The sequence below is a fragment of the Geodermatophilus nigrescens genome (assembly GCF_900129495.1).
GTDB classification, from domain to species: Bacteria; Actinomycetota; Actinomycetes; order Mycobacteriales; family Geodermatophilaceae; genus Geodermatophilus; species Geodermatophilus nigrescens.
Map to the genome: position 1 here is coordinate 896,417 of NZ_FQVX01000003.1, position 12,589 is coordinate 909,005.

11 protein-coding genes and 1 tRNA gene are annotated in these 12,589 nt (G+C 72.9%); 9 read left to right on the plus strand and 3 right to left on the minus strand.

What is annotated here, in order from left to right; genetic code table 11:
* Positions 1-419 precede the first annotated feature (419 nt).
* From BUE37_RS23160 to BUE37_RS24870, 4 genes are all read left to right on the plus strand, one after another.
* Positions 420-1,334, plus strand: a complete 915-nt coding sequence (locus BUE37_RS23160) for a hypothetical protein (RefSeq protein ID WP_139253031.1) — start codon at positions 420-422, stop codon at positions 1,332-1,334.
* Positions 1,319-1,624 carry a hypothetical protein gene (locus BUE37_RS23995; RefSeq protein ID WP_175562911.1) on the plus strand — a complete coding sequence of 102 codons (306 nt, stop codon included), beginning with the start codon at positions 1,319-1,321 and terminating at the stop codon, positions 1,622-1,624. The genes BUE37_RS23160 and BUE37_RS23995 overlap by 16 nt, the downstream gene beginning before the upstream one ends.
* Positions 1,621-2,394 carry a hypothetical protein gene (locus tag BUE37_RS17985; RefSeq protein WP_073421687.1) on the plus strand — a complete coding sequence of 258 codons (774 nt, stop codon included), beginning with the start codon at positions 1,621-1,623 and terminating at the stop codon, positions 2,392-2,394. Before BUE37_RS23995 ends, BUE37_RS17985 begins: the two co-directional genes overlap by 4 nt.
* A gap of 452 nt (positions 2,395-2,846) precedes the next feature.
* Positions 2,847-3,980 carry a tyrosine-type recombinase/integrase gene (locus BUE37_RS24870; RefSeq protein WP_073421688.1) on the plus strand — a complete coding sequence of 378 codons (1,134 nt, stop codon included), beginning with the start codon at positions 2,847-2,849 and terminating at the stop codon, positions 3,978-3,980.
* Between the two features lie 82 nt (positions 3,981-4,062).
* Here BUE37_RS24870 and BUE37_RS17995 read toward each other — a convergent pair.
* The 3 genes from BUE37_RS17995 to BUE37_RS18005 form a co-directional block, all read right to left on the minus strand.
* Positions 4,063-4,134, minus strand: a tRNA-Arg gene (locus BUE37_RS17995).
* A gap of 51 nt (positions 4,135-4,185) precedes the next feature.
* Positions 4,186-4,890, minus strand: a complete 705-nt coding sequence (locus BUE37_RS18000; RefSeq protein ID WP_073421689.1) for a DUF305 domain-containing protein — start codon at positions 4,888-4,890, stop codon at positions 4,186-4,188.
* A gap of 7 nt (positions 4,891-4,897) precedes the next feature.
* Positions 4,898-5,755: a thioredoxin-like domain-containing protein gene (locus tag BUE37_RS18005; RefSeq protein WP_073421690.1), complete on the minus strand. Its 858-nt coding sequence runs from the start codon at positions 5,753-5,755 to the stop codon at positions 4,898-4,900.
* 201 nt (positions 5,756-5,956) lie between these two features.
* Here BUE37_RS18005 and argS point away from each other — a divergent pair, with 201 nt between their 5' ends.
* Genes argS through thrB form a run of 5 tightly spaced genes read left to right on the plus strand, consistent with a single transcriptional unit; the run spans position 5,957 to position 12,426 of the window.
* Positions 5,957-7,618: an arginine--tRNA ligase gene (gene argS / locus BUE37_RS18010; RefSeq protein ID WP_073421691.1), complete on the plus strand. Its 1,662-nt coding sequence runs from the start codon at positions 5,957-5,959 to the stop codon at positions 7,616-7,618.
* Complete coding sequence (gene lysA / locus BUE37_RS18015) at positions 7,615-9,105, plus strand: diaminopimelate decarboxylase (RefSeq protein ID WP_073421692.1); 1,491 nt, start codon at positions 7,615-7,617, stop codon at positions 9,103-9,105. Before argS ends, lysA begins: the two co-directional genes overlap by 4 nt.
* Complete coding sequence (locus tag BUE37_RS18020) at positions 9,102-10,406, plus strand: homoserine dehydrogenase (RefSeq protein ID WP_073421693.1); 1,305 nt, start codon at positions 9,102-9,104, stop codon at positions 10,404-10,406. The genes lysA and BUE37_RS18020 overlap by 4 nt, the downstream gene beginning before the upstream one ends.
* The gene (gene thrC / locus BUE37_RS18025) at positions 10,403-11,482 is read left to right on the plus strand and encodes a threonine synthase (RefSeq protein WP_073421694.1); all 1,080 of its coding nucleotides are present in this window, start codon (positions 10,403-10,405) and stop codon (positions 11,480-11,482) included. The genes BUE37_RS18020 and thrC overlap by 4 nt, the downstream gene beginning before the upstream one ends.
* Positions 11,479-12,426, plus strand: coding sequence for a homoserine kinase (gene thrB, locus BUE37_RS18030; protein WP_073421695.1), 948 nt, complete (start codon positions 11,479-11,481; stop codon positions 12,424-12,426). The genes thrC and thrB overlap by 4 nt, the downstream gene beginning before the upstream one ends.
* Positions 12,427-12,589 lie beyond the last annotated feature (163 nt).

Genomic DNA, 12,589 nt, shown 5'->3' on the forward strand with positions numbered 1-12,589 from the left:
AGCGATCCCGCCGAGGACCGTGGCGCCTGCCTGGGCTGGCGGCGGCGCTCCGCTAGACAACTGCTTGCCGGCTGACGCACCGGCGAGGACGCCGGCACCTGCCCCTCCTGCGATGCCGGCCAGGCACTTGCCCCAGCGCTGCCACCGGCTGCCCTTCGGCTTCGGCTTCGGCTTGTTCTCCTTCTTCAACACGTCCGGCATCTCAGGGCCCTTCGTCCCGTGCTGCAGGCGGAGTCTCTATGACGACCCCAGGATCCACCGCGCGGGCGTCCCGCGCAGCGTCTTGTCTCCTGTCGACCGCCCTCGCCGGAGCCAGCATGAATCGCCGCGGGCGGACAGGCACGGGACGGCGTCCCTGTCCGCAGATAAGGGACGTCATCTCACGGTCGGTGTCGCGCCTCGCGGCTAGCGTCGGAATCGTGACTGAGTCACCCACCGAGGACGACCACGAGGACAGCGGCTTTGGCTTCGAGCTGTCCGAGGAGGACCGCCAACGACTTGCCGAGGCTCTTGCTCCGATGACCAAGGAACTCAGCGAGGCGCTCGGCGCGGCAGTCGCTCCCTTTGCCGCGCGCATCCGTGAGCAGTGGGCAGAGACCTTCTCCGGCTTGGACCTCCGCCCCCTGCTTCCTGCCTTCGAGTTTCCGCCGGAGTTGGTCGAGCGGCTCAGGCGATGGGCGGGGTACCGGCCGTCGAATTGGCCGCCAGGCGTTGACGTGGACCGGATGACAACGGCGATCACGGTAGACGGCATCCCCTTGGTCTGGGCACCTCGCGAGGACGTGGTCGCCGACGTGCTGAACGCGACCGATTGGACTGCGCGCGTCGCGGTCCTGGTCGAGCACCAAGACGCCGTCATCGAGGACTGCCAGGCCGTGCTCGACGAGGTGACCTCCCCGACCTACGAAGGCAAGGTGCTGCTCGCCCGTCAGGCGCTCAATGCCCTCAAGGCCGGCCATCCGCAACCGGCGCAAGCGCTCGCTGTTGTGGTGACGGAGTCCGCGGTGGCTAGAGCAATCCACCCGACCTACGACAGGGTCAAGAACAAGGTTCGCCTCGCGGACCTTGAAGACGTACACATCTACGAGCTGCGCCTGCGGGCTGCGCTCGCCCCCTTACACCGCTTCTACACGGAGTGGACAGAAGGCAAAACACCTGGGGACATGCCGAAGGCGCTGAGTCGCCACGTCACGGTTCACTCGGCCGCGCCGGAGCACTTCACCGAAGCCAACGCCGTCCTCGCGGTGCTCACGGCCTCAACCGTTCTGCGCGCGTTGCAAGAGCTCGAAGAGGTCCGCATCGCCTGGAAGGACCCCACATGGCTTCCGAAGTAGCTTTCGACGTCCCCATCTCCGTTCCGGTGCCCGCCGCTCGGCCGGCTCCCCTCGACCGGCTGCCGGGATCAAGCAACGACGACCCGTTCCTCCGTCTCACTGCTGGCTGGCTGGTCGGCCGCGCCGACAAGACGGCCACTGCCTACCGACGCGACCTCAAGGCGTGGGCCAAGTGGTGCGCGCACATAGGCGGGCACCCGCTCGCGGTCGAGCGCCACACGTCGATGCCTTGGGTGCCTCACCTGACCGCGACACCGCAGCCGCGCATTGACGGACGACTGAACCGGTGAGTAGTTCACCCCTGCTGCCTCCCGAGCAGCTCTTCGCACATATCGACGCATGGCTAGACCTGAGCGCGCAGCTGCCACCGACCACCGAGGACAGCAGCCCGCTTGCCGGTGATGCAAAGCGGAGCCCTGTTCACCGTGTCGACAACGCTGCCTGGTCAGCAATCACCTATTCGATCGACCACCTTGCGGCGGTCAAAGCGCTCGTCATCGATGCCGAGGTGCTACACCCGTTCGCGTCCTTCTCCCTGCTCCGTGCAGCAATCGAGAACGCCGCTACCGCCGTGTGGTTACTCGCGCCTTCGGACCGCAAGACACGTCTCGAGCGACGGCTGCGGCTCGCATGGAACGAGGTCAGCGAGGTTGGGAAGGCAAGCGAATTGATCCCGACGGCGTTCGCCGGCATCCGCACGGCGGAGGAACGGAAGGACGAGGTCAAGAAGCTCGCCAAGACCCTCGACCTTGACCTAAGCCGGGTCTGCGGCACCTTCAGCTACGAGAAGATCGTCGAGGCCGCGGGTGGAGCGAGCAGACTTGGCGGACGAGAGGCCAAGGTGCACTGGCGGGTCTGTAGCGGGTTCGCGCACGGTCGAAGTTGGGCGATGCTCGGGATGCTGAATCGCCAGGAGCACCCGACCGCGGACGGCGATGTTGCAGCAGTTCAGCTGACGACGAGCGTTGAGCAAGTCGCCACGATGACCCACGTCCCCTTCTCCATGACGAACCATGCACTCCACCTATTCGAGCGTCGTCGACGTTCGCCATACAGCTGACGAGGCCCCGCGGGCGGTCTCGGCAAGTACCTATGGCGTAACGGTGAGCAGGTGAGCGCGGTGAGTCGCCCTGGTCTGGACGGGCCCAGTTACCGCTCCACTTCAGGTACGGGATCACTTCCGCCGTCGGCCGTGGCGTCCCCGGTGCCGGCCCCCCCGCCTCCATGCAGGTCGGTGCTCCGAACGGGGTGCCCTTGGGTGACCGCGTCCCTGAAGCCGCCTCTAAGCACATGCTCTAGGCGTGGAGTGCTCGTTTCCTAAGTCGGCCACTCAAGAACCGGCGACGACTTCATGGGAGCACTGGAGAAGCGCTACAGCTCACGTCCGACCTGAACCCGCAGTCTGTTGTCCACAGGCCTCAGCGCGTCCACAACTTCGCTCGGCACGACCAACGGGTCGTCCCCTCCCACTACACGGGTCACGACGACAGGGCTCGAGCGGGATGAGGACGAGTGGCAAGCGTTGCGAAGCGAACCGACGGCCAGTGGCGGGCGCGGTACCGGGACGCCGCCGGCCGCGAACACGCCCGTCACTTCCGTCGCAAGGTCGATGCGCAGCGCTGGCTGGACGGTGTCACCGCCGCCGTCGCGAGCGGCACCTACGTCGACCCACGTGCCGGACGCATCGCCGTGGGGGAGTGGGCCGGCCGGTGGCTGGAGGGCCAGGCCCAGCTCAAGCCCACGACGCGCGCCCGCTACCGAGGCATCCTCGACGGACACGTGCTCCCGCGCTGGGCCGACCGGCCGCTGACGACCCTCTCCCATGCCGAGATCCAGACCTGGGTGGCGGAGCAGCGTGCAGCCGGCATGGCAGCGGCCACCGTGCGCAAGCACTTCCGTGTGCTCAGCCTGGTCCTGGATCTCGCCGTCCGCGACGGCCGGCTGGCCCGCAATCCCTGCACCGGGGTCAACCTGCCCCGTGCCGAGCAGGCCCGGCGCCGCTACCTGACGCACGAGCAGGTGCACCTGCTGGCCGCCGAGACGGCCCGGCCGCGTCCCGGGACCCGCCTCCCGTTCCGCGAGCGAGCGGTCATGGACTCCTACCGGCTCGTCGTCCTGGTCCTGGCCTACTGCGGTCTCCGTTGGGGCGAGCTGGCCGCGCTGAAGGTCGACCGCGTGGACATGGCGCGACGGCGGCTCGAGGTCGTGGAGTCCGTCGTCGAGGTCGACGGCGTCCTGGTCTGGGGCGTGCCCAAGGGCTACGAGCGCCGGTCTGTCCCGGTCCCGGCGTTCCTACTGGAGGAGCTCCGGAGGCACCTGGAGGGCCGGGATCCCGACGAGCTGCTCTTCACTGGTCTCCGGGGCGGGGGAGTGCTGCGCAACCGGATCTTCCGGCGCGCCGGCTTCGACCGAGCAGCGGAGGCGCTGGGGCTTGAGGGGCTTGTGCCGCACGAGCTACGCCACACGGCCGCGAGCCTCGCCGTCTCCTCGGGCGCCAACGTCAAGGCCGTCCAGCGGATGCTCGGCCACGCCTCGGCCGCGCTGACCCTCGACACCTACACCGACCTGTTCGACGACGACCTCGACGCGGTGGCGCATCGGCTGGACGACGCGGCCCGGCACGTCCGGGCCGGTCTTGCGGACTAGATGCGGACCAGACGCCAGAACGGCCCGGACGGAAGACCGTCCGGGCCGTTGCGACAAGCCGCTGACCTGCGGTTTCGAACTGTGCCCCCGGCAGGATTCGAACCTGCGCACCCGCCTCCGGAGGGCGGTGCTCTATCCCCTGAGCTACGGGGGCCCGGGCAGGAGAGAAGTTACCAGCCGCCCCCGCCCGTCCCGACGGCGGGCGTCAGGGCGCCGGCAGCGGCGTCCCGCCCCGCGCGGTGAGCATCCCGACCATCGTCGTCACCTCGGCGGTCTGCGTCTCGGCGATCGACCGGGCGAGCGTGCGCACCGCCGCCTCCGAGGCGTTCTCCGCCGCGTACTGCGCCATGTCGAACCCGCCCTGGTGGTGGCGGGTCATCAGCCGCAGGAACTGCACGTCGAACTCCGTGCCGGTCAGCGTGCGCAGCTCGGCGAGCTCGGTCTCGGTGGCCATGCCGGGCATGAGCGCGCCGTCGGTGTCCGACGACATCCCGGACATGTCGTGGCCGGCGTGCCCGTCGCCCATCCAGGCCATGTGGTCGCCGCCGGAGCGGGGGAGGCCCCACAGCGCCAGCCAGCCCTCCATCTGCCCGGCCTGGTTGGTCTGGGTGCTCGAGATGTCGAAGGCGAGCTGCCGCACCTCGGGGTCGGCGCTGCGGTCGAGCGCGAGGTTGGCCATCTCCACGCCCTGCCGGTGGTGCACCGCCATGTCGCGGGAGAAGCCGGCGTCGACCGAGTCCGCCGTGGGCGTCCCGCTCGCGCCGATGCCGAGACCGACCGCCAGCCCGCCGCCGAGCGCCACCAGCGCGACGGCGATGACGGCGAGCAGCGCCGCCCGCAGGCCGCGCCCGCGGGGGCCCGGCGCCGGAGCCGGCGCGTCCTGCTCGGGACGGGTGGCGGTGGCGGTCATCGCGGCCTCACTCCGTGGTGCTCTCGGTGGTGCCCTCGGCGCCCATGGTCGGCGTGGTCGGCGCGTCGCTCGGGCCGACCGGGGTGCTCGCGTCGCCGGCGACCAGCGGGCTGGCGGCGAAGTCGGGGTTCTCGCAGCTCGCGCCGATCTCGGGGTAGTGGCCCTCGACGTCGCCGTTGAAGGTCAGGAAGTCGGCGAACTGCTCGATGCGCGGGTCGTCGGCGGAGTCCACCTTCAGCTGGTGGTTCCACGACTGCAGGCTCACCGCGGCGTCCAGGCCCTCGTAGGGCGACATCAGCCGGCCGGAGATCCCGTCGACGAGCCCCGACAGCCTCTCGACGTCCTCGTCGGAGACCTCGTCGGGGTTGTACGCGATCCAGACGGCGCCGTGCTCGAGGGAGTGGACGGCGTTCTCGTGCCGGACGTCGACGTCGTAGACGGTGCCCGTGCAGTCGGCCCAGTTGCCGTCGTGCGGGCCGCCCACCGGCGGCGACTGGTCGTACTCGACCGGGGTGGTCACGTGCTCCTGGCCCGCGGCGTAGTCGAAGCTCTCGATGCCGGCGATCTCGTCGATCGCGTCGATCCGCTCGGCGTCGGCCTGGCGCACCTGCACCACCGCGTAGGTGATCGCCGCGGCGGCGAAGACCACGACGGCGACGGCGGCGGCGATCAGGCCCCACGGCCGCTGCTGGGTGACCACCTGCGTCGGCGGGCGGGTGCGGCCCCGGCCGGACGGGCGTGCGCCGGCGCCGCCCTTCGTGGTGGAGACCGGCCGCGCGCCGGAGCCGCCCCTGCCCGGCGCGCCGCCGGAGCGACCCGCCCCGCCTCCGCTGCGGCCGGCGTCGGGCTTGCGGTCCTTGGCCACGTGCTCTCCTCGTCCTCGTCTCGCTGGCGGCGCCCCGAGTGGTGCGCGCGTGCGCGGTGGCCCACGATGGGGGCCCGTCCGCGCGGGGCAGCGCGGCTGCGCCGCCGCTCCCGCCCGCGAGCATAGGTCGGTCGCCTGTGCGTGCCCGGGCACCGCGGGTGTGACGGAAGTCGGGTCGCGGCCGCTGACTACGATGTCGCGGTGACACCCGAGCAGTTGCGCGACCTCGTCCGGGCCGTCGTCGCGGCGGTGGTCGAGCGCGGCACGCTCGCCGTCGCCGTCCCCGACGACGTCCTCGTCGAGCGTCCCAAGAACCCCGAGCACGGCGACTACGCGACCAACGTCGCCCTCCGCCTGGCCAAGCCCGCCGGCATGCCGCCGCGCGCGGTGGCCGACCTGCTCGCCGCGGAGCTGCGCGAGCAGCCCGGCGTCGCCCGGGTCGACGTCGCCGGCCCCGGCTTCCTCAACGTCACCCTCGCCCAGGGCGCCCTCGGGCAGATCGCCGTCCAGGCGGTCACCGCCGGCGAGGCCTACGGCCGCACCACCCCGCTGGCCGGGCAGACGCTCAACCTCGAGTTCGTCTCGGCCAACCCCACCGGCCCGGTGCACATCGGCGGCAGCCGGTGGGCCGCGGTCGGCGACGCGATCGGGCGGCTGCTCGAGGCCAGCGGCGCCGCGGTGACCCGCGAGTACTACATCAACGACGCCGGCGCGCAGATCGACCGCTTCGCGCGCAGCCTGCAGGCCGCCGCGCAGGGCCGGCCGGTGCCCGAGGACGGCTACGGCGGCTCCTACATCGGCGACATCGCCGCGTCGGTGGTCACCGCCGTCCCCGACGTCCTCGACCGCGACGACGACGCCCAGCGGCAGGCGTTCCGCGACACCGGCGTCGCGCTGATGCTCGACGAGATCCGCCGGTCGATGGAGGGCTTCGGCGTCGACTTCGACGTCTGGTTCTCCGAGAAGTCGCTGTACGAGACCGGCGCGGTGGACAAGGCGCTGGCCCGGCTGCGCGAGCAGGGGCACGTCTACGAGTCCGACGGCGCGGTGTGGCTGCGCACCACGACGTTCGGCGACGACAAGGACCGGGTGCTGGTCAAGGCCGACGGCGAGACGACCTACTTCGCCTCCGACTGCGCCTACTACCTCGACAAGCGGTCCCGGGGCTTCGACCGGGTCGTGATCATGCTGGGCGCCGACCACTCCGGTTACGTCGGCCGGTACAAGGCGCTGGTGGCCGCCACCGGCGACGACCCCGACACCCACCTCGAGATCCTCATCGGCCAGCTGGTCAACCTGCTGCGCGACGGCGAGCCGGTCCGGATGAGCAAGCGCGCGGGCACGATCGTGCTGCTCTCCGACCTCACCGACGCGATCGGCGTCGACGCCGCCCGGTACGCCCTCGCCCGGGCGTCGGTGGACCAGATGATCGACATCGACGTCGAGCTATGGAGCCGGAAGACCAACGACAACCCGGTCTTCTACGTCCAGTACGCGCACGCCCGGATCGCCTCGGTGCTGCGCAACGCCGCCGACCTCGGGCTCGCCCTGGGGGAGCCCGGCGACGTCGACCCGGCGCTGCTGGCCCACGAGCGGGAGAACGACCTGCTCCGGGCCATCGCCGAGTTCCCGCGGGTGGTGGCCGCGGCCGCCGAGCTGCGGGCGCCGCACCGGGTGGCCCGCTACCTCGAGGAGCTGGCCGGCACCTACCACCGGTTCTACGACGCCTGCCGGGTGCTCCCGCGCGGCGACGAGGAGGCCGGCCCGCTCACCACCGCCCGGCTGTGGCTGTGCTCGGCCACCGCCGTGGTGCTGCGCAACGGCCTGGGCCTGCTCGGCGTCTCCGCGCCGGAGCGGATGTGAGGGCGCACCCGGCGGGGCCGCTGCACGGCGCCTTCGCCCCGCCGCCGTCGGCCGGGATGCCCCCGGCCGACCTCGGCGCGCTCGACCCGCAGGTGTGGCCGCGCTCGGCCCGCCGGGTCGACGGCGAGCTGCACCTCGGCGGGCGGGCGGTCACCGACCTCGCTCGCGCCCACGGCACCCCGCTGTTCGTGCTCGACGAGGACGACTTCCGCGGCCGCGCCGCCGACTTCGCCACCGCCTTCGACGGCGCCGACGTGCACTACGCGTCCAAGGCGTTCCTCTGCGGCCAGGTGGCCCGCTGGATCGCCGACGACGGCCTGCACCTCGACGCCTGCAGCGGCAACGAGCTCGCCGTCGCCCTGGCCGCCGGCTTCCCCGCGGAGCGGATCGCGCTGCACGGCAACAACAAGTCGCTGGTGGAGCTGCAGCTCGCCGTCGACGCCGGCATCGGCCACGTCGTCCTCGACTCCTTCGACGAGATCGACCGGCTGGTGCCCATGGCCGCGGCGCGGGTGGCCGCCGGCGGCGCCCCGGTGCCGGTGCTGGTGCGCACCACGGTCGGCATCGAGGCGCACACCCACGAGTTCATCGCCACCGCCCACGAGGACCAGAAGTTCGGCTTCTCGCTGGCCACCGGCGACGCGCTGACCGCCGCCGTCCGGGTCATCCGCGAGCCCGCGCTGCACCTGTCGGGCCTGCACAGCCACATCGGCTCGCAGATCTTCGACACGGCCGGCTTCGAGGCCGCCGCGCACCGCGTCGTCGGCCTGATGGGCCAGGTGCACCAGGCCACCGGCGAGGTGCTGGAGGAGCTCAACCTCGGCGGCGGCTTCGGCATCGCCTACCTCTCCGACGACGACCCGGTGACCCCCGGCGACGTCGCCCGGCGGCTGCGCGCCGTCATCGCGATGGAGTGCGCCGCGCTGGACCTGCCGGTGCCGCGGCTGGCCGTCGAGCCCGGCCGCGCCATCGCGGGGCCCGGCACGGTCACCCTCTACGAGATCGGCACGATCAAGCCGGTCCGGCTGGGCAGCGGCGGGCAGGGCGCCCCGCAGGTTCGCAACTACGTGTCGGTCGACGGCGGGATGAGCGACAACATCCGCACCGCCCTCTACGACGCGAGCTACACCTGCGTGCTGGCCAACCGCACCTCCGACGCCCCGCCGGCGCTGTGCCGCGTCGTCGGCAAGCACTGCGAGAGCGGCGACGTGCTGGTCCGCGACCTGTGGCTGCCCTCCGACGTGCAGCCCGGCGACCTGCTCGCCGTCGCCGCCACCGGCGCCTACTGCTGGTCGATGGCCAGCAACTACAACTACCTGCTCAAGCCGCCGGTGGTCGCCGTGCGGGAGGGCGCCGCCACCGAGATCGTCCGGCGTCAGACACTGTCCGACGTGTTCGCCCTCGACGCCGTCCTCGCGGGCCGGCCCGCGCCCTCGCCGGCGGTCGACCAGCCGGCGCCCGAGCACCCGGTGGGAGCCCGCTCGTGACCGGACCGCTGAAGGTCGCCCTGCTCGGCTGCGGCACCGTCGGCAGCGCCGTGCTGCGGCTCGTCGACGAGCAGGCCGCCGACCTCGCCGCCCGCGTCGGCCGCGCCGTGGAGGTCGTCGGCGTCGCCGTCCGCCGGCCCGACCGGCACCCCGAGGTGCCCGCCGGCCTGCTCACCACCGACGCGCACGGCCTGGTCACCCGCGACGACGTCGACCTCGTCGTCGAGGTGATCGGCGGCATCGAGCCCGCGCGCTCGCTGATCCTCGCCGCGATCGAGTCGGGCAAGTCGGTGGTCTCCGCGAACAAGGCGCTGCTCGCCGAGGACGGCGTCGCGCTGCACGCCGCGGCGGCCAAGGCCGGCGTCGACCTGTACTACGAGGCGTCGGTGGCCGGGGCGATCCCGCTGCTGCGCCCGTTGCGCGAGTCGCTGGCCGGCGACCAGATCCGCCGGGTCGTGGGCATCGTCAACGGCACGACGAACTACATCCTGTCCCGGATGGCCGAGACGGGCGCCGGGTTCAGCGAGGCGCTCGCCGAGGCCACCGAGCTCGGCTACGCCGAGGCCGACCCGACCGCCGACGTCGACGGGTTCGACGCCGCCGCGAAGGCCGCGATCCTCGCGTCGCTGGCGTTCCACACCGCCGTCACCGCCGCCGACGTGCACCGCGAGGGCATCTCGTCGGTCACCGCCACCGACGTCGCCCGCGCCGCGGAGATCGGCTGCACGGTGAAGCTGCTGGCCATCTGCGAGCGGGTGGCGGGCCGCCCCGACGAGGCCGAGGGCGACACCGTCGCCGTCCGCGTGCACCCGGCGATGATCCCGACGTCGCACCCGCTGGCCGCCGTCGGCGGGGCGTTCAACGCCGTCTTCGTCGAGGCCGAGGCCGCCGGGCAGCTGATGTTCTACGGCCAGGGCGCCGGCGGCGAGCCGACCGCCAGCGCCGTCCTCGGCGACCTCGTCGCCGTCGCCCGCAACCGGGTCGCCGGTGCCGCGGGCGCCGGCCCCAGCGCCTACGCCGAGCTGCCGGCCCGGCCGATCGCCGAGACGCCGACGCGGTACCACGTCAGCCTCGACGTCGCCGACGTGCCCGGCGTGCTCGCGACCGTGGCCACCGAGTTCGCCCGGCACGAGGTGAGCATCGCGACCGTCCGCCAGGACGGGTACGGCGACGCCGCCACGCTGGTCATCGTCACGCACAGCGCCCCCGACGCCGCCCTCTCGGCGACGATCGCGGCGCTGCGGGAGGTGCCCGCGGTCCGCGGGGTCACGAGCGTGCTGAGGGTGGAGGGTCTGTCATGACGGGGACGCTGCGCGGTGCGGTCTCGCCCTTCTGGCCGGGGCTGATCGAGGCCTACCGGTCGCGGCTGCCGGTCACCGACACGACGCCGGTGGTCACCCTGCAGGAGGGCGCCACCCCGCTGGTCCGCGCCGTGGAGCTCTCGGAGCGCACCGGCTGCGAGGTGTTCCTCAAGGTCGAGGGCGCCAACCCGACCGGCTCGTTCAAGGACCGCGGCATGACCATGGCCATCACCAAGGCCAAGGAGGAGGGCGCGCAGGCGGTCATCTGCGCCTCCACCGGCAACACCAGCGCGAGCGCCGCGGCCTACGCCGCGCGCGCCGGCATGGTGTGCGCCGTCCTCGTGCCGCAGGGCAAGATCGCGCTGGGCAAGCTCGCCCAGGCGCTGGTGCACGGCGCCAAGCTGCTGCAGGTCGACGGCAACTTCGACGACTGCCTGGCGCTGGCCAGCAAGCTCGCGATCGACTACCCGGTCAGCCTGGTCAACAGCGTCAACCAGTACCGCATCGAGGGGCAGAAGACCGCCTCCTTCGAGGTCGTCGACGTCCTGGGCGACGCCCCCGACGTGCACTGCCTGCCGGTCGGCAACGCGGGCAACATCACCGCCTACTGGCAGGGCTACCGCGAGTACGCCGACGACGGCCCGGCCACGCGGCGCCCGCGCATGTGGGGCTTCCAGGCCGCCGGCGCCGCCCCGATCGTCACCGGGCAGGTGGTCGAGCAGCCGAGCACCATCGCGACGGCGATCCGCATCGGGAACCCGGCGTCGTGGACCAAGGCGCTGGCCGCCCGCGACGAGTCCGGCGGGCGCATCGACTCCGTCACCGACCGCGAGATCCTCGCCGCCTACCGGCTGCTGGCCCGCCGCGAGGCCGTCTTCGTCGAGCCGGCGTCGGCCGCGTCGGTCGCGGGCCTGCTCAAGGCCGCCGCGGCCGGGGAGCTCGAGCCCGGCCAGCGGGTGGTCTGCACGGTCACCGGCAACGGCCTCAAGGACCCGGAGTGGGCGATCTCCGGCGCGCCCGCGCCGGTCACCGTGCCGGTCGACGCCGCCGCGGCCGCAGCGCAGCTCGGTCTGTGAGCTCCGCCGTCCGGGTCCGGGTCCCCGCCACCAGCGCGAACCTCGGCCCCGCGTTCGACTGCGCGGGGCTGGCGCTCACGCTGCACGACGTCGTCGAGTTCGCCGTCACCGACGGCGGGCTGACCGTCGAGGTGTCCGGCGTCGGCGCGGGGGAGCTGCCCACCGACGAGCGCCACCTCGTGGTGCGCGCGTTCCGCGCCGCCTGCGAGGAGCTCGGCTGGACGCCGGCGGGCCTGGCGGTCCGCGCGGAGAACGCCATCCCGCAGGGGCGGGGGATGGGCTCGTCGGCCGCCGCCGTCGTGGCCGGCGTCGTCGGCGCGTGGGCGCTGTGCCCGCACGTCGAGGCCGTCGACACCGGCGCGGTGCTGCGGCTGGTCGACCGGATCGAGGGGCACCCGGACAACGTCGCGGCCTGCCTGCTCGGCGGGGCCACGCTGTCGTGGTCGACGGACGACGGCGCGCAGGCCGAGCAGCTGCCGGTCAGCGACGAGGTGCTGCCGGTGGTCCTCGTGCCGGAGGGGACGCTGTCGACGCACCTCGCCCGCACGCTGCTGCCGGCCTCGGTGCCGCACGACGACGCCGCGTTCAACGCCGCCCGCGCCGCGCTGCTCGTGCACGCGCTGACCAGCGAGCCCGGCCTGCTCCTCGAGGCGACCGGCGACCGGCTGCACCAGCGGCAGCGGGCGGCGGCGATGCCGGACACGCTCGCGCTCGTCGACCGGCTGCGGGCCGCCGGCCACGCGGCCGTGGTCTCGGGCGCCGGCCCGAGCGTCCTGGTGCTGACCCGCCGCCACCCGGACGACGCGCTTGGCGACCCGGCGTCGGCCCGCCGGGTTCGTGAGGTGAGTTCCCTCACCCCGGACGGGTGGCGCGCGTACCCCCTGCAGGTGGACCACGGCGGCGCCCGCGTGTCCCGTGTGACGCCTGGGGTATCGTTGGCGTAACGAGGAACACTCCGCTGGCCAGCGGTGTTGTCCCGTCTGTGGGGCGAGTCTAGTCTTCTCGGCGTAGCCGCCTCTCGGGCGAGCCTCGCGCGGAACGTTGCCGACGACCCTTCCTGTCGACGCAGATCCCCGCTCCGCACCCACTCGATCCGCCGCTCTGCCC